10 protein-coding genes are annotated in these 16,806 nt (G+C 73.4%); 5 read left to right on the top strand and 5 right to left on the bottom strand.

The annotated features are described in order from the left end of the window. The first annotated feature begins 576 nt into the window (after window positions 1-576). From ACI769_RS09545 to ACI769_RS09530, 4 genes are all read left to right on the top strand, one after another. On the top strand, window positions 577-4,254 hold the full coding sequence (locus tag ACI769_RS09545) for a PQQ-dependent sugar dehydrogenase (RefSeq protein WP_409141515.1): 3,678 nt from the start codon (window positions 577-579) through the stop codon (window positions 4,252-4,254). Between the two features lie 94 nt (window positions 4,255-4,348). After that, window positions 4,349-5,368 carry a sugar phosphate isomerase/epimerase family protein gene (locus tag ACI769_RS09540; protein ID WP_409141514.1) on the top strand — a complete coding sequence of 340 codons (1,020 nt, stop codon included), beginning with the start codon at window positions 4,349-4,351 and terminating at the stop codon, window positions 5,366-5,368. A 33-nt stretch (window positions 5,369-5,401) separates the two neighbouring features. Continuing rightward, window positions 5,402-6,676, top strand: coding sequence for a hypothetical protein (locus tag ACI769_RS09535; protein ID WP_409141513.1), 1,275 nt, complete (start codon window positions 5,402-5,404; stop codon window positions 6,674-6,676). Window positions 6,677-6,808: 132 nt separating this feature from the next. Further along, complete coding sequence (locus tag ACI769_RS09530; RefSeq protein ID WP_409141512.1) at window positions 6,809-8,044, top strand: WxL protein peptidoglycan domain-containing protein; 1,236 nt, start codon at window positions 6,809-6,811, stop codon at window positions 8,042-8,044. Window positions 8,045-8,120: 76 nt separating this feature from the next. On the opposite strand, the gene ACI769_RS09525 is transcribed toward ACI769_RS09530, so the two are convergent. The 5 genes from ACI769_RS09525 to ACI769_RS09505 form a co-directional block, all read right to left on the bottom strand. After that, window positions 8,121-8,918, bottom strand: coding sequence for an RES family NAD+ phosphorylase (locus tag ACI769_RS09525; protein WP_114553987.1), 798 nt, complete (start codon window positions 8,916-8,918; stop codon window positions 8,121-8,123). Then, window positions 8,906-9,280 carry a hypothetical protein gene (locus ACI769_RS09520; RefSeq protein WP_114553988.1) on the bottom strand — a complete coding sequence of 125 codons (375 nt, stop codon included), beginning with the start codon at window positions 9,278-9,280 and terminating at the stop codon, window positions 8,906-8,908. Before ACI769_RS09520 ends, ACI769_RS09525 begins: the two co-directional genes overlap by 13 nt. 125 nt (window positions 9,281-9,405) lie before the next feature. Further along, window positions 9,406-10,950, bottom strand: a complete 1,545-nt coding sequence (locus ACI769_RS09515; RefSeq protein ID WP_186325298.1) for a glycosyltransferase 87 family protein — start codon at window positions 10,948-10,950, stop codon at window positions 9,406-9,408. A gap of 47 nt (window positions 10,951-10,997) precedes the next feature. Next, complete coding sequence (locus ACI769_RS09510; RefSeq protein WP_144722959.1) at window positions 10,998-12,311, bottom strand: sugar MFS transporter; 1,314 nt, start codon at window positions 12,309-12,311, stop codon at window positions 10,998-11,000. A 60-nt stretch (window positions 12,312-12,371) separates the two neighbouring features. Next, complete coding sequence (locus ACI769_RS09505) at window positions 12,372-13,283, bottom strand: PhzF family phenazine biosynthesis protein (protein ID WP_144722960.1); 912 nt, start codon at window positions 13,281-13,283, stop codon at window positions 12,372-12,374. A gap of 166 nt (window positions 13,284-13,449) precedes the next feature. On the opposite strand from ACI769_RS09505, the gene ACI769_RS09500 reads away from it, so the two are divergent. Then, window positions 13,450-16,773: a family 16 glycoside hydrolase gene (locus ACI769_RS09500; protein ID WP_171468578.1), complete on the top strand. Its 3,324-nt coding sequence runs from the start codon at window positions 13,450-13,452 to the stop codon at window positions 16,771-16,773. The last annotated feature ends 33 nt before the right edge of the window (window positions 16,774-16,806 follow it).

The following is a 16,806-nucleotide window of genomic DNA, read 5'->3' as shown; positions in this document are numbered from 1 at the left end:
CTCATTCTTGCCAAAGAGGCACCCCTTCTTCCCGTGCTCGCGGCCTTCTCGGCCCACGGGACGCCGGGAGGCCCGCGCAGCGGGCGTGCAGGCCGTCGGCCTCGACGTGCTCGACGGCGGATCGTTGGCGGGATCTCTGCGCGCTCGAGGTCAGTTCCCGAACCCGACAGCGCAGTCAGGATTCGGCTGCGTTCCTGCCTGTAGTCCGTGCATCGGCGGACTTTCGACTTTTGATTGACACCCGACAGAAGCCTCGTAGGATGACGACCGAGTGGTAGGTGAATTTCACCCGACCGCTACGGCCCGACCGCCTCCGCGCGTGCCCCGGTGCACGTGGTGGCACTCTCCGTCCGCACGACGACGTGCGGGGGGATCGCGCTCGACGACGAGACGAGGAGGACCACCGGGCAGGGGGCGCGCAGCCCTCCCACCAGCACAGACAGACCGAGCCGCCCTGATTCCGTCGTTGGCGCGACGGGGGCGACCCGGTCCGGATGACCCCTCACAGGCGACTGAACCTCACAGGAGCGGCATCAGATGAAGGATATCGACCGGCGTACGCGCCGGAACCGGCGGGTGACCGCGGCTCTGGCCGCCGGCGCCCTCGCGCTCACGGGCCTGGGCGCGGCGACGGCACCCGCCGTCGCGCACGACGGCGTCGACCACGGCGCGGAACCGGGCGCCGAGGCGGCGCTCGACTGGTCCAACTACGAGCGCGTGCTGCTGACGAAGGACGTGGGCGAGCCCATCGACCTCGCGATCCTCCCGGACTCGCGCGTCCTGCACACGGCCCGCAACGGCGACGTGCGGCTCACGGACCCGGCGACGGGCGTGACGCGCGTGATCACGACGCTCGACGTCTACGCGAACTCGGAGGACGGTCTCCAGGGCGTCGCGCTCGACCCGGAGTTCGAGGACAACGGGTGGGTCTACCTCGTCTACGCGCCGCGCGACGCGGACGGCGACGGCGTCGCGGACACCCCGACGGGCAACGCGCCCAACTCGCTCCCGGCGGGCGAGGACGAGAGCTACTGGGACCGCTGGGTGGGCGTGAACCGCCTCGCCCGGTTCCAGTGGACGGGCGACACGATCGACCTCGCGAGCGAGCAGGTGATCCTCGACGTCGAGGTGCAGCGCGGGCAGTGCTGCCACGTCGGGGCGGACATCGACTTCGACGGCGACGGCAACCTCTACCTCACGACCGGCGACAACACGCCCGCGAGCACCCCGGGCGCGAACGGCTTCGCGCCGAACAACGACGCCCCCGGCATGAACCCCGGCTTCGACTCGCGTCGTGGCGCGGGGAGCACGAACGACCTGCGCGGCAAGATCCTGCGGATCCACGTCGAGGACGACGGCTCGTACTCGATCCCCGAGGGCAACCTGTTCGCGCCGGGCACCGAGGGCACGCGCCCCGAGATCTTCGTCATGGGCGTGCGCAACCCGTTCCGGTTCGAGGTCGACCCGGAGACGAACTCGCTCTCGTGGGGCGACTACGGCCCCGACGCGACGAAGGCGGTCGCGGAGACCGCGGGCCGCGGGCCCATGGGCCTCGTGGAGTGGAACGTCGTCTCGCTCGACGACCCGCACAACGCCGGCTGGCCCTACGTCCAGGGCGACAACTTCGCCTACAACGACTGGGACTTCGCGACAGGCACGCCGGGGGAGTTCTTCGACCCCGAGAACCTCGTCAACGACTCCCGCTGGAACACGGGCCTGCGCGAGCTGCCGCCGGCCCGCGCCGCGACGCTCTGGTACGGCGACAACCCGGGCGACCAGCCGTGGGACGAGCTCGTGAACTTCGGCTCCGGCTCCGGCCAGGCGCCGATGGGCGGCCCCGTCTACCACTACGACGCCGACAACCCGTCGACCACGAAGCTCCCCGCGTACTGGGACCGCAAGGCGTTCTTCGGCGAGTTCTCGCAGGACTACCTCGCCGCGTTCACGGTCGACTGGGAGACGTTCGACGTCACGCACATCGAGGACTTCCTGCCGAACGCCGCGCTCGCCGCGGCGGGCCAGCCGCCGCACGACAACCCGATGGACCTCGAGTTCGGTCCCGACGGCTCGCTCTACGTGCTCGACTACGGCGACGGCTTCTTCCGCGCCAACCCCGACGCGGGCCTGTACCGGATCGACTACGCCGAGGGCAACAAGGCGCCCCAGGCGCGCTTCACCGCGACGCCCACGTCGTCCTCGCAGGCGCCGCTCGAGGTGACGTTCGACGCGTCGACGTCGTCCGACCCCGAGGGCGACGACCTCACCTACGCGTGGGACGTGGACGGGGACGGCACGTTCGACGCCGAGGGCGTCCGGACGACGCACACGTACACGGAGATCGGCGCGTACACCGCGCGCCTGCGCGTCACCGACGCGTCGGGCAAGTTCTCCCTCACGTCGCGCGTCATCTCCGTCGGGAACCAGGCGCCCGAGGTCACGATCGAGTACCCGGCCGACGGCGCGTTCTTCGACTGGGGCCAGGCCGTCCCGTACAAGGTGACCACGACCGACGCCGAGGACGACCTCGGCGGCGGCGAGGCGCCGACGCCGCACCTCACGTCGGGCGACCAGATCGGGGAGTGGCTCGCGGACGCGATCGGGCACGACGCCCTCGTCGAGACGCTCGGGGTCGACGCCGAGACGCTGGGCGAGGCCTCCGGCTTCACCCTCGACGAGCTCGTCGCGATCTCCGGCGGCGCCGTCACCGCGCAGATGGTGGCGGACGTGCTCGAGGCGTACGCCGCCGCGTTCGAGGACCCGCAGGCGGGCTCGGGCACCGTGTGCTCGCGCGTCGCGTGGACGTACGGCCTCGGGCACGACGAGCACGCGCACCCCGAGTCCACGGGCACGGGCTGCACGGGCGCGTGGCGCACCGACCCCAACTCGCCCGAGCACGGCCCGGGCGCGCTCCTGTACGGGGCGGTCGTCGTCACGTACACCGACGCGGGCCACAACGGCCTCCCGCCGGCCACGGGCGAGGCGACGCTGCGCCTCAACCCGAAGGAGCAGCAGGGCGAGCACGCGATCGGGCGAGAGGGCGTCGAGGTGTTCGCCGACGCGACCGCACGGGGTGGCAACGCCGTCCGCGGGCTCGGCGCGGGCGACTTCCTGCGGTACGACCCGGTGAGCTTCGCCGGGATCGACGGCGCCGTGGTCCGCGCGAGCGGCGGCGGCGAGCTCGAGCTCCGCTGGGGCGCGGCCGACGCCGAGCCGTTCGCGACCGCCGTCGTCCCCGCGGGCGAGGGCTGGCAGGACGTGGAGATCACGTTCGACGCCCCCGAGGGCTCGGGCACGCTGTTCGTGACGTCGTCCGACGAGCTCGCGGTGGACGCGATCACCATGGTGGGCGCGGGCGCGGCCGACGTCACCGCCCCGACCGTCGCGCACACGCTCGCGCCGGAGACGCCCACGGGCGTCGGCGGCGTGTTCAACGAGCCGGTGCGGTTCTCCGTGCAGGCCACCGACGACGGCGCGGTCGCGAGCGTGCAGTACTCGCGCGACGCGGGCGCGACGTGGACGAACCTCGCGGCGAACCAGCAGTACGGCGTGACGTTCTCGCAGGACGGCGCGTACGACCTGCTCTACCGCGCGACCGACACGGGCGGCAACGTCTCCGAGGCCGGCGCGGTGTCGTTCACGATCGACCTCGACGCTCCGGACGAGCCGACGGTCGCCTCGGCCACGACGGTCTCCGTCGGCGCCGCGCGCGTCTCCTACGGCGCGCCGGGCGAGGCCGTCGTCACGGTCACGGGCGAGGGTGGCACGCCCACGGGCGAGGTCGTGCTCACCACGGGCGAGACCGAGGTCGGGCGCGGGACGCTCGCGGACGGCACGGCGACGATCGCGATCGACCCGTCGCTCGCCGTCGGGACGCACACCCTCACCGCGACGTACGGCGCCGACGGCGTCTACACGGCGTCGGCGGGGACGGTGCGCCTCACGGTGGCCCAGGCCCGGTCGACCACGACGGGCAGCGTGGCGCCGAACCCGGTGAAGCCCGCCGTCGCGGCGAAGGCGACGCTCCACGTGGAGTCGTCGACCGGCGTCGTGCCCACGGGCGACGTGCAGGTGACGGTGCGCAGGAACAACGGCACCGTCGCGTCGCTCACCGGGACGCTCGACGAGGCGGGGGACGTCGTCGTGACGCTCCCCAAGCTCGCGGCGACCGGCACCTACCAGGTGCAGGCCCGCTACCAGGGGTCCGCCGGGGTCGCGCCCAGCACGGTGAACCTCACCCTCACGGTCCGCAGCTGACCGTCCCACCGGTGGCCCGGGCGACCCGCCCGGGCCACCGGCCCCCAGGCGTCCCCGGGTGCGGTCCCGGGGCGGCTCACCTCGAAGGAGAGACATGAGTTCACACCACCACCCGACGGTCTCGGCCAAGCCGATGACCCGTCGCAACCTGCTCAAGGCGCTCGCGGCGTCGTCGGTCGCCGTGGGCGTGGGGGCCGCCCTCGGTCCGTCGGCGGCGAACGCGCTCGGCGGCGCCCTCCCGACGGCGGTCGCGCCGTCCGGCGGGCGCAACCGGCTCGTGCCGGTGAACCGCATCGGCATCCAGCTCTACACCGTGCGGGACAAGGTCAGCTCGCTCGGGTTCCGGGCCGTGTTCGAGGAGCTCGCCGACATCGGCTACTCCGAGATCGAGTTCGCGGGCTACACGCAGGGGAGCGTCGGCGCGATCACCGTGCCGGAGATCCGGCAGCTGCTCGACGACTACGGCCTGCGGGCCGTCGGCGCGCACGTCAACCTCACCCCGGCGAACATCGACGCCGAGATCGAGAAGGCGCTCGCGCTCGGCATGCCGCACCTCGGCCAGGGCGGACCCATCGCGGGCGGCTACGGCGGACCCATCCCCAAGGCGCAGTGGCTCCAGGCCTGCGAGACCTGGAACCAGATGGGCGAGAAGGCCCGCGCGGCGGGGCTCAAGCTCTACTCGCACAACCACGCCCAGGAGTGGGCGTTCACCAGCGACGACCCGAACCAGCGCGTCTACGACCTGCTGTGGGACAACCTCGACCCCGAGCTCGTGTTCTTCGAGATGGACGTCTACTGGGCGTACGTGGGCCGCCACCTGTACCCCGGGTTCGAGCCGATCGACTACGTCGCGCGCGACCCGCGCCGCTTCCCGATCCTGCACCTGAAGGACGGCAAGACCAACGAGTCCAGCGGCAACGGCTACGACATCATCGAGTTCGGCGCCGGCGACATCCCCTACCAGGCGTTCCTCTCCCAGCTCCGCGACCGAGGGCAGCGGTTCGGGCTGTACGAGCAGGACAACGCGGCGACCGTGGCCGAGCCCGGCAACGCCCTCAACTCCCTGGGCAACGCCCGCCGCAGCTACGGCGAGATCTCCTCGCTCCGCGGCTGACGCGGACCGACCACACCTGACAAGGAGCATCACATGAAGTGGAAGTGGAAGGTCCCGGCCGCCGCGCTGCTCGCGGTGGCCACGGCCACGGCGGTCGCGCCCGCGGCGCAGGCCGCCGACGTCGAGTGCACGACCGACCTCGGCGACCGGACCGTCAGCGGCGACCTCGTCGTCCCCGGGGGCGCGGACTGCGTCCTCGGCGGCGCGACCGTCGAGGGCGACATCGTGGTCCAGCCGGGCGGCTGGCTCGACGCGACGTCCGTGACCGTCGGGGGCGACGTCGTCGCGACCGACGCGTACGGCGTGCTGCTCGACGGCACGAGCGTCGCCGGGGACGTCAGCGTCTACTCGGCGGGCACCCGGAACGGGTTCCTGTACCTCAACGACCTCACCGTCGGGGGCGACGTCGCGGCTGGGGGCGTGGACGTCGAGATCAGCGACTCGACCGTCTCCGGCGGGCTGCTCACGCAGGAGGCGAGCTACGTCGACCTGCTGCGCACGTCCGTGCGCGGCGACGTGACGCTCGACGGCTCCGCGTTCGGCGTGACGGTCGCGGGCGCCGTGGTCGGGGGCACGCTCACCGTGAGCAACGGTGCGCGCGACCTGCTCGTCGGCGCGACGGCGTCCGGCGAGGCCGACGAGTGGGGCAACGCGGTCGCGGGCGACCTCGTGCTCAGCGGCAACGCCGGCAACCTGCGGGTCGCGGGCACGGCGGTCCAGGGCACGATCCGCGCGACGGGCAACGACCCGGCCGCCGTCTTCGGGCCCGGGAACACCGCGGGCGGCGTCGAGGGAGACCACACCGGTGAGGAGCCGGGGGCTGCGCCCGAGGGCGACCAGGCCGTGGCCGTCACCGTGCCGCAGCAGTCCGGGGGCGAGCTCACGTGGTCGCTCGAGGGCTCGTCGCGCCTCGTCGACCTCGGCGTCGCCGACGAGGAGCTCAGCTACTACCAGGCCCAGGGCCAGCTCGTCCCCGTGCGCGTGCAGGACACGCGCGCGGGCGACCCGGCGTGGTCGGTCACCGGCCAGGTGTCCGACTTCACGGCGGGCGGCCAGACGGTCGACGGCAAGCACCTCGGCTGGACGCCGGGCGTCATCGAGAACGGCGGCGACGCGGTCGCCGGCGCCCCGGTCGCGTCCGGGTTCGACGAGGGCGAGGGCCTCAAGCAGGCACGCACCCTCGCGCGGGCCGACGAGGGCCACGCGCGCGGCGCGTCCGTGGTCGGCGCCGAGCTCGACCTCAAGATGCCGCTCGACACCCCGCGCGGCACCTACACCGCGACGATCACGCTCACCGCACTGGGCTGATCCCGCGGGACACCGCAGCCCGGCCCGGCACGGGTCGGGCGACCGGTCGGCCACCACGCACGCCGTGGTGGCCGGCCGGTCCGGCGGCTCTCGTCCGAGCCGCCCCACCTGCACCGACGAAGGACCGAGCGCATGACCCACCGCCGCACCTCTCCCGCCCCCGCGTCCCGCGCCCTGCGCGCGCTCGCCGGGCCCCTGCTCGCGCTCGCGCTGACCGCCGCGCCCGCCGCCGCCGCGCTCCCGGGGGACGCCGCGGCCCCCGGCCACGTCGCGCCCGCCGCGCGGACTGCCGTCGCGACCGACGACGCCCCCGCGCCCGACCCGGAGCAGACCGTGCAGTGGGGCGTGCGTCCGGGAGACACCGCCCAGGGCGTCGACCGGCCCAACTTCGCGTACTCGCTCGCGCCCGGCGGCTCCCTGCGCGACAGCCTCGTCGTCTCGAACCACGGCGACACCCCGCTCGCGCTCGCCGTCTACGCCGCCGACGGCTTCCTCACCGACGACGGCACGCTCGACCTCCTGCCCGCGGGCGAGGAGTCGACCGCGCTCGGGACGTGGATCGCCCTCGACCAGGCCGAGGTCGAGATCCCTCCGCAGGAGCGCGTCGAGGTCCCCTTCACCGTCACCGTGCCCGACGACGCGACGCCGGGAGACTACGCCGCCGGAGTCGTGTCGTCCCTCGTCGTGGTCGCCGAGGACGGCGTCACGACCGATCGGCGGCTCGGCTCGCGCGTGCACCTGCGGGTCCAGGGCGAGCTCGCCCCGGCGCTCGCGGTCGACGACGTGCGGCTCGCCTACGACGGCACGCTCAACCCGTTCGCGCCCGGCAGCGCGACCGTCACGTTCACCGTGACGAACGAGGGCAACGCGCGCGTCGCCCCGGCGACCGCCGTCCGCATCTCCGGGCCGTTCGGGCTCGGCGCGACGTCCGCGACCGACGTCGACGTGCCCGAGCTGCTCCCCGGCTCGTCCGTCGAGCGGACCGTCGAGGTCGACGGCGTCTGGCCGCTCGGGCGCGAGGTCGCGACGCTGACGGTCGGCGGCGAGGTCGTGCCGCTGCCCGGGACGGTGCCCGACCCGGAGGTCGTCGTGCCGGGCGTCGTCGCGACCGCCACCACCTGGGCCGTGCCATGGGTCGCGCTCGGCCTCCTCGCCCTCGTGGCGCTGGTCGTCGTCTGGCGCGTCCGCGCGCGGCGCCGGGCGCGGACCGCCCAGCAGCGCGCGGTCGACGCCGCCGTCGCCGCCGCGCTCGCCGAGCGTGCCGCGGGTGGGGCGGACGAGCCGACGACCGAGGACTCCCCGCGAGACCCCGACGCCGTCGGCAGCCCCGGTGCCTCCGGCAGCGCGGTCGCCGGCTCTGCAGGCTAAGGGGCCGAGGAAACGCGTGCCGTGAGATCACACCGTACGACGCGCCGGCCCTGTGGCGAGGCGCTGAGTCGGGGGATCAGTGCAGGTGGATACCCAGACGTCTTCGGGCGGTGCGGAGTGCGGGGTCGGTGAGCTCGAGCGGATCGTGAGACAGCACCTCGTACTCGGTCGCGACCGCTTCGGCGACGGTGACGTCAGGCCCATGTCGGTCGAGATCGACCCAGAGCGCGTAGCACTGGAGGTCTGTGCCATGGCGCGAGGGGTAGACGATGCCGGCGGGAAGCGATCCGTCGGCCAGCACGGTGCGCGAGAGCCACCAGGCTGCCTGGGTGGTCGCAGTTCGGCGAGGGCCGGTGAGGGTAGCCACGTCGATCGACAGCGGCTCGTCGCGCAGCCCGCGCGGAGCCCACTGCTCTGCCGTCGCGCGTAGATAGGCCAGGGAGTTGCTGGAAGCGATGTCGACGACGCGACCGGCGCCGACGCGCCGGAAGGAACTGATGGTGCGGACGTCACGCCACTGGCGAGGGACTGAGCGCGTCGGCATGTGCCCGAGCCGCTCCCACTGCTGCTCGACCGGTTCGGGGTTCTGGTCGTCGAACAGGTCGGCGAGCGGTAGGGGGACGAGTTCGGCGTAGGCGAGGGACTCCATGAACGCGCCGACGGGATTCACGGCCCCGTAGAGGGTCGCCCAGCCGCGCAGGTCGAACCTGCCCCAGGTCTTGTTCGGGCGGCCTGCGCGTGGAGGAGGGTTCAAGGGGCCGTACGACGTCTTGTGAACCCGCCACAGCGCCTTCGGGACGGTGACGACGTCCGGGAGCGGCGCACCTGCCGTACGGGAATCCGCGGCAGGTGTGCCCTTGTTCAGTCGTGCCATGTGCCGGTGACGAAGGCCTCGGCCGCCTGGGCGACCTCCTTGGCGCGGCCCTCGCGCAGCGCGAGTACCGGTGAGGTCTCGCCCAGGAGGGGGTTGTTTCCGAGGAACCACGTGCGCGCCACATGGTCGGACTCGGCATCGGCGATCAGCAGCCACACGCGATGAGCGGTGTAGATGCGATCCTGAGCACCCTGGCCCGGTTCGGTCTCCTTCGCCCACCGGTAGGGAAGCTTGCTGTCGCGGCTTCCTGCGAGTGCCGCGACCGCGGTTGCGCCCAGGTGTGTGTTCAGTCGCCGCACGACTTCGTGAATGTCCATCCGGGTCGAGCGCATGTGTGCGTCGACCATCGCGTCGAGAGCCATCAGGCCACCCTTCCTACCACCTGCTTACCACCCGAGAATACACCGGTGTCTTCCGGGAATGCTCTGCCTGCCACGGGCGCCCCGCGGCAGAGGCGCCTGAGCGACCCCGCCGCGCGGCCGCAGGCTCAGCCTCCGGGCCGTGCGACGTCGTCGTGCGGGACGAGCACCCGCACCCCCGGCCGGTCGAGGACGGTCGTCGTCGTGGCGTCGAGGGTCTGCCAGGTCTCGTCGCTGAACCCGTTGCCGGTCGACCGCACGAGCACGGCGGACGACCCCGACGTCAGGTAGCGCAGCGCCTCCTCCTGCCACGCGAGGTTCCGACGGCGCGGCACCGGCTCGCCGGCGGCGTCCCGCGCGCCGTGGTCGTACGAGTACCCCGACAGGTCCACGGGAAGCTCGCAGCCGCGCTCGAGGTCGCGGCTCAGCACGTCGAGGACGGCGAGGACCCCGGGGGAGTCGGCGCGGACGCAGCCGTCGTCGGGGACCGCCGCCGCCACCTCGGCCGTCGGGAACGGGGCGATGCGCGGTGCGGTCTGCACCGCGGCCACGAGGAGGGCTGCGGCGCCGATGCTCAGGAGCGCCCCCGCCGCGACCCGGCCCGGGCGGGGCAGGAGCGAGCACGCGGCGGCCAGGACGAGGACCAGCGCCGGTGCCGAGAACGCGGCGTACTGCGGGTACGCGGACGGCGAGAGCAGCAGGACGCCGACCTGCACCGCGAGCAGCACGACCCACAGCCGCCCGCGCCGCCCGACCCACGCCGCGACCGCGGCGACCGTCGCGAGCGTCAGCACGGTCCACGCCACCGCGAGCTGCTCCTGCTCCGGCACGAGGTCGCGCAGGCCGCCGGTCCCCGTGAGCCACACGAGCCGCTGCTCGAGGTCCGTCGTCGCCGGGGGCCGGGTGAGCTGGTCGAGCACGACCATGCGGACCATGTCCGACCCCGCGGCGAGGAGGAACGGGCCGAGCACCGCCACCAGCGCGACGACGGCGGCCGCGGCCGCGCGGGCCGCGGTGCGCCACCCGGCGCCGACCAGCAGCCAGAGGAGCACGACGAGCAGCGGCACCACGCCCCAGATCTTGACCGTCGCACCGAGCCCGAGGACGGCACCGCCCGCCCAGAGCCACGGGCGCTCGCGGCCGGTGCCCTCCCGGTGCCGGTCGAGGCCCCGGAGCAGCAGCACGACCCCGCCGAGCAGGCACAGGGAGCCGAGGGGTTCGAGGAGCGTGAGCCGCTCGGCCCACGCCGCCGCGTACGACAGCGCGTAGAGGACGCCGCCCACGACGGCCGCCGTCGTGCCCCACCGGCGCGCCACGCGCGTCACGAGCACGGCGTTGGCCGCGCCCACGAGCATGATGCCGACGCGCGCGGCGACCAGGGCGTGGTCGTCGCTCGTCCACGTGGTGAGCGCCGCGAAGGGCGTCAGGGCGAGCGTCGAGCCGGGCGGGTGCAGCAGCAGGAAGTCGCGGTAGGGCACGCGGCCGTGCACGAGCGCCACCGCGGCCGAGAAGTACACGCCGTCGTCGTAGCCGCGGTACCCGCCGATCCCGGCCGAGCCGCCGACGAGGTGCCACCGCACGAGGAACGCCAGGCCCGCCACGACGGCGGCCACGACCCACCCCCACCGCGCGGCAGCGGGCGCTCGGCGCGGGGCACGGGCTGCCAGGCTCACACCCGCCAGTGTGCGCCGGGGCCGCGGCGGGCGCGCGACGCGTCCTCCTAGCGGGACCCGACCGGGCGCTCCCGGCCGGGCTCCGGCAGGTCGTCGGCCGGGGCGGGCGCCGCCGGGCGCGGCAGCGGCCGGACCTGGCCCGCGACCGCGAGCGACAGCACCGTGGCGGCGCAGATCACGAGGAGCGCGTGGCGGGCCCCGACGCCGTCGACCAGCAGGCCGAGGAGCGGGGGAGCGCTGAGCATCGCGACCGTGGAGAACGACGTCGCGACCGCGACGCGGGGCGCGGCGTGCGCGGGGTCGTCGGACGCGGCAGCGATCGCGACGGGGTTCGCGAGCGCGGCACCGCAGCCCCACAGGACGATGCCGACCCACGCGAGCGGGAGCGTGGGCGCGAGGCCGAACACGAGGAGCCCGACGAGCGCCGAGGCGCCCGACGCCCGGAGCACGGCGACGCGACCGAACCGGTCGATGAGCCCGGTGCCCGCGAACCGGAACACCGTCATCGCGCCGACGAACGTCCCGTACGCCACCGCGCCGAGCGCCTCGCGCACGTCGAACCCGTCGACCACGGCGATCGACAGCCAGTTGCCCGCCGAGCCCTCGGAGAGCGACGACGCGAGCAGCACGAGCCCGATGAGGAGGGTGCGCGGCTCGCGCCACGCGGCGAGCGCCGCGCGGACGCCCGCGCCGCGCCGGGGTGCGGGGGCGCCGTCGGCCGCCGCCGTGCGCGCCGCGGCCCGCTCGGGCGCGATCGCCGTCGCGGGCGCGATGAGGAGCGCGCGGGCGGCCGTGACGACGAGCGTGACGACGACGACCTGCGTGGCGATGCCCACGTGCGCCCACGAGAACGCGGCGGCGACGAGCGCCCCGCACGCCGCCCCGATCGAGAAGGCCGCGTGGAAGTGGGGGAGGATCGCACGCCCGACGTGCTGCTCCACCGACGCCGCGCAGATGTTGATGGGGACGTTGGTCAGCGCGCCGCACATGCCGTTGAGGAACGCGCCCGCCGCGAACACGCCGACGCTGCCGGTCGCCGTGCCGAGCGCGACGAGGCCGAACCCGACGACGTTCGCGGACGTCGCGACGACGAGCGTCGTGCGGCTGCCGAAGCGCGCGACGACCGCGCCCGTCACGACGACGGCCGTGAGGGTGCCGACCCCGCCCACGACGAGCAGCGCGCCGAGCTGGCCCGAGCTCAGCCCGAGCGCCTCGCGCACCGACGGCAGGCGGCTCATCCACGACGTGCCGACGACGCCGAACAGCGCGAACTGCACCATGAGCGCCCACCGCGCGCGCGAGACCACGGCGCGGTCCGTCAGGGCGCGCGCCGTCCCGGAAACCGGAGGGTTTGTTGACACTTGCCCGAGTCTACGGAGCGAGCGGGCCCCCGGGCCTCCGTTTTCCGCGGCGGCGACCCGTCAGAGGCGGACGGTCCCCGCGACGCACGTGACGCTCGACCCGCCGACCCAGACGGTCCCGGCGCCGTCGCGCTCGACGTGCACGCGCCCCGCCCGGCCGAGCGCGGCGCCCTGGGCGGCGACGTAGCGCCCGGGGAGGCGCCCGTCGCGCGTGAGCCACTGCCCGACGACGGCGTTGAGGCTCCCGGTGACCGGGTCCTCGGGGATGCCCATGGCGAGCGCGAACCCGCGCACCTCGACGGCGGTGCCGTCGGGGCCGCCGTCGTCCCCGTGCAGGCCGGCGACGCCCACCGAGAGGTCGGGGTGCTCCGCGCGCAGCCGGGTCCAGTCGGGCGTCAGCCCCGCGACGCGCGCGGCGGAGTCGAGCAGGACGACGCGCCAGCCCGGACCGTTGTCGAGCACGCGGTGGTCGAGGACGGCCTCGTCGGGGACGCCGAGCGCGGCGACGATCGCCGCGAGGTCCTCGGCCGGGACCGGCTCGTCGGCCAGCAGCGCGGGCGCGGCGAACGCGAGCCGCTCCGTGCCCTCCTCGCGCCGGATCGTCACGAGCCCGACGCCGCACTCCTGCACGACGACGTCGCCCGCGCGGGGGGTGCCGCCCGCCTCGAGCCACGCGTGGCACGACCCGAGGGTCGGGTGGCCCGCGAACGGCAGCTCGCCTGCCGGGGTGAAGATCCGCAGGCGGTAGTCGGCGCCGCCCGCGGCGCCGTCGGGCGTGGGCGGCAGGAGGAACGTCGTCTCCGAGAGGTTGGTCCAGCGCGCGAAGGCGGCCATCTGCTCGTCCGTGAGGCCGACGGCGTCGAGCACGACCGCGACGGGGTTCCCGAGGGTCGGCGTGCGGGTGAAGACGTCGACCTGGGCGAACGGGCGGGACGCGGTCCGGTCGGCGATGTCGCCGTGGCGTGCGGTCATGCCGTGAGCGTACGTCCCCGCTGGTGGGACCACTTTTGTCGACGGTGCGACGGAAGTTGTAGACACATCGATAGAACGGGGGCTAGCCTGTCCAGCGTTGTCATCGACGGAGCCAGGCAGGGGTTACGCTCCGTGGACTCGTAGTCCGACCGAGTAAGGAGCAACGATGCTCGAACGCACCAGCCTGCCGGTGTCCCGCCGGATCAGGTACCGACGCGGCGCGGCCGCCCTCACCCTCGGCGCCCTGGTCGTCGCGGGCTGGGCCGTCCCCGCCGCGGCAGAGCTGCCCGAGCAGGAGCCCGGCGTCACGCTGCGGACCTTCCAGCTCGCGCAGAACCCCGGCGGGGTCTGCACCCTGAAGTCCGGGCAGACGCCCAACGTCGACAAGCTCATGCCGACCATCGACTGGTCCACGGCCGAGCAGTTCGGCGCCGAGGACAACTTCATCTCGCAGGTGAGCGCGAACCTGCACGTCCCCGCGGACGGCCAGTACCAGTTCCGCGTCACCAACGACGACGGCGCGCTCGTCTACATCGACGGCCAGCTCGTCCTCGAGAACGACGGCCCCAACGACTCGACCTCCGTCGAGGGCAGCGCGACGCTCACCGCGGGCGTGCACGACCTGCGGGTCGACTACTACGAGGGCAGCGACAAGCAGCGCCTCACGCTCGCGTGGAAGACGCCGGGCAGCTCCTCCTTCCAGGTGATCCCGACGTCGGCGCTCAGCACCGAGGCCGGCGTCGTGCGCGTGACCGCGCCCGGCTACAAGTACTGCGAGGGCGCGACCGACACGGCCGGCGACGGCCTGCGGCTCGACTCCGTCAACCCCAACTACGAGCTCGTCGACCTGCGCCCCGCGGGCTTCGAGCCCAAGGTCTCCGGGCTGGCGTTCACGCCGGACGAGCAGCTCGCCGTCGTGACCACGGGCGAGGTCAGCTCCGGCGGCTGGCGCCCCGACCCGGTGTCCGGCGAGGTGTACTTCCTCGACGGCGTCACCACGGCCGACGGCCCCGAGGACGTCACGGCGACGCTCGTCGCGGACGAGCTCCTCAACCCCATGGGCATCGAGGTCGTCGAGGACTCGATCTTCGTCTCGGAGCGGTACCAGCTCACGCAGCTCACCGACCCCGACGGCGACGGCTTCTACGACACGCACACGAAGATCGCGGAGTGGCCCGACGGCGGCAACTTCCACGAGTTCGCGTTCGGCCTGATCCACGACGAGGACTACTTCTACGTCAACCTCTCCGTGGCCATCAACAACGGCGGCGCGACGACGAACCCGCAGCCCGCGGCCAACCGCGGCACGTCGATCAAGATCGACCGCGAGACGGGCGAGGTGAGCTACGTCGCGGGCGGCCTCCGCACGCCGAACGGCATCGGCTTCGGCCCCGAGGGCGAGATCTTCGCGACGGACAACCAGGGTGCCTGGCTGCCGTCGAACAAGCTCATCCACATCCAGCAGGACAAGTTCTACAACCACTACACGAACCCGGCCGGGCCGTTCGACTCGAACCCCGTCGCCCCGCCGGCCGTGTGGCTGCCGCAGAACGAGATCGCCAACTCCCCGGGCAACCCGATCCTCGTCGAGGACGGCGAGTTCGCGGGCCAGATGCTGCTCGGCGACGTCACGTACGGCGGCATCCAGCGCGCGTTCCTCGAGAAGGTCGACGGCGAGTTCCAGGGTGCGGTCTTCCGCCACACCGCGGGCCTCGAGGTCGGCGTGAACCGCGTCATCTACGGCCCCGACGGCGCGCTCTACGCCGGCGGCACCGGTGAGGGCGGCAACTGGGGCGAGTCCGGCAAGCTCCGGTTCGGCCTCCAGAAGCTCGTCCCCGTCAACGAGGACTCCTTCGACATGAAGGAGATGCGCGTGGTCGAGGGCGGCTTCGAGATCGAGTACACCGACCCGGTCTCCGACGAGGTCGTCGAGAACCTCGCCGACGCGTACCAGATCAAGCAGTGGCGCTACGTGCCGACGCAGCAGTACGGCGGCCCGAAGGTCGACGAGCAGCCGCTCTTCGTCACGGACGCCCAGGTGTCCGAGGACCGCACGACCGTCACGCTGAAGATCGACGGTCTCAAGCCCGGCCACGTCGTCTACGTCCGGTCCCCGCGCCCGTTCGCCTCGGCCGACGGCGCGGAGCTCCTCAGCACCGAGGCCTGGTACACGCTCAACTCGCTGCCCGGCTACGTCGCCCCGGCCGACCGCGGCTGGTACGAGGCGGAGCTGGCCCAGCCTCTCGGCGGCTCGAGCATCGGCTCGGACCACAGCAACTACTCCGGCTCCGGCTTCGCCGCGGGCATGACGAGCGTCGGCTCCGGCCGCACGTTCTCCGTGACCGTCCCCGAGGCGGGCACCTACCCGGTGAACGTGCGCTACGCCAACGGCATCCACCCGTACACCGAGCTGCGGTCCAAGAACGTCTCGCTCCACGTGAACGGCCAGGACCTCGGCCAGTGGAACTTCCCGACCACGGGGAGCTGGAAGGACTGGGGCGTGCAGACGCGCGACCTCGAGCTCCAGGCCGGCACGAACACCATCACGCTCGCGTACGAGACGGGCGACCAGGGCAACATCAACATCGACGTGCTCTCGATCGGCGAGAACCCGGACATCTGCACCCCGGGCGAGGTCGAGGACGGCTACACCGCCCTCTTCGACGGCACCCTCGCGAGCCTCCAGGAGGGCTGGCGCATGGCCGGTCCGGGTGGCTTCGGCCGCCAGGAGGACTGCTCGATCCAGGGCGCGGGCGGCATGGGCCTGCTCTGGTACAACCAGGAGCTCGGTGACAGCTACAGCCTGAAGCTCGACTGGAAGCTCCTCAAGGACGACAACGGCGGCGTGTTCGTCGGGTTCCCGAACCCGGGCGACGACCCGTGGGTGGCCGTCAACAAGGGCTACGAGATCCAGATCGACGCGACCGACGCCGCCGACCGCACCACGGGTGCCATCTACACGTTCCAGGGTGCCGACGCCGCGGCCGTCGAGGCCTCGCTCAAGCCGGTCGGCCAGTGGAACGCGTACGACATCCGCGTCGAGGGCGACCGCATCCGGGTCTACCTCAACGACGTGCTGGTCAACGACTTCACGAGCAGCGACCCGGCCCGCCTGGTCAACAGCTTCGTGGGGATCCAGAACCACGGCAACGGCGAGATGGTCAACTACCGGAACATCCGGTTCAAGGAGCTGACCGACGAGCCCGTCGAGGAGCTCGCGATCTCGACGACGGTCCAGACCCGCTGCCTCGCGGGCAAGGTCTACGTCGCGGTCCGTGCCACGAACGACGACACGGTGCCGGCGGACGTCACGCTCACGACGCCGTTCGGGACGAAGACGGTGACCGGCGTCCAGCCGGGTGCCTCCGCGTACCAGTCGTTCGCGACGCGTGCCACGTCGGTCGAGGCCGGCGTCGCGCAGGTCTCCGCGACCGGTGACGGCCGGACGTTCGAGGCGGACGCCGCCTACGAGGCCGTCAGCTGCGGCTGAGCCGATGACCCGGGGCGGGCGGCGTGAGCCGTC

Source organism: Cellulosimicrobium sp. RS, assembly GCF_046159675.1.
Classification (GTDB): Bacteria; Actinomycetota; Actinomycetes; order Actinomycetales; family Cellulomonadaceae; genus Cellulosimicrobium; species Cellulosimicrobium funkei.
The sequence above is the reverse complement of the archived record's forward strand: the minus strand, read 5'-3'. Positions and strand labels throughout refer to the sequence as shown.

What these genes read in the sequence shown, in the direction of transcription:
- ACI769_RS09530 (WP_409141512.1), top strand. Translation starts at nt 6,809, where the DNA reads ATGACCCACCGCCGCACCTCTCCCGCCCCCGCGTCCCGCGCCCTGCGC.
- ACI769_RS09540 (WP_409141514.1), top strand. Translation starts at nt 4,349, where the DNA reads ATGAGTTCACACCACCACCCGACGGTCTCGGCCAAGCCGATGACCCGT.
- ACI769_RS09535 (WP_409141513.1), top strand. Translation starts at nt 5,402, where the DNA reads ATGAAGTGGAAGTGGAAGGTCCCGGCCGCCGCGCTGCTCGCGGTGGCC.
- ACI769_RS09505 (WP_144722960.1), bottom strand. Translation starts at nt 13,283, where the DNA reads ATGACCGCACGCCACGGCGACATCGCCGACCGGACCGCGTCCCGCCCG.
- ACI769_RS09500 (WP_171468578.1), top strand. Translation starts at nt 13,450, where the DNA reads ATGCTCGAACGCACCAGCCTGCCGGTGTCCCGCCGGATCAGGTACCGA.
- ACI769_RS09520 (WP_114553988.1), bottom strand. Translation starts at nt 9,280, where the DNA reads ATGGCTCTCGACGCGATGGTCGACGCACACATGCGCTCGACCCGGATG.
- ACI769_RS09525 (WP_114553987.1), bottom strand. Translation starts at nt 8,918, where the DNA reads ATGGCACGACTGAACAAGGGCACACCTGCCGCGGATTCCCGTACGGCA.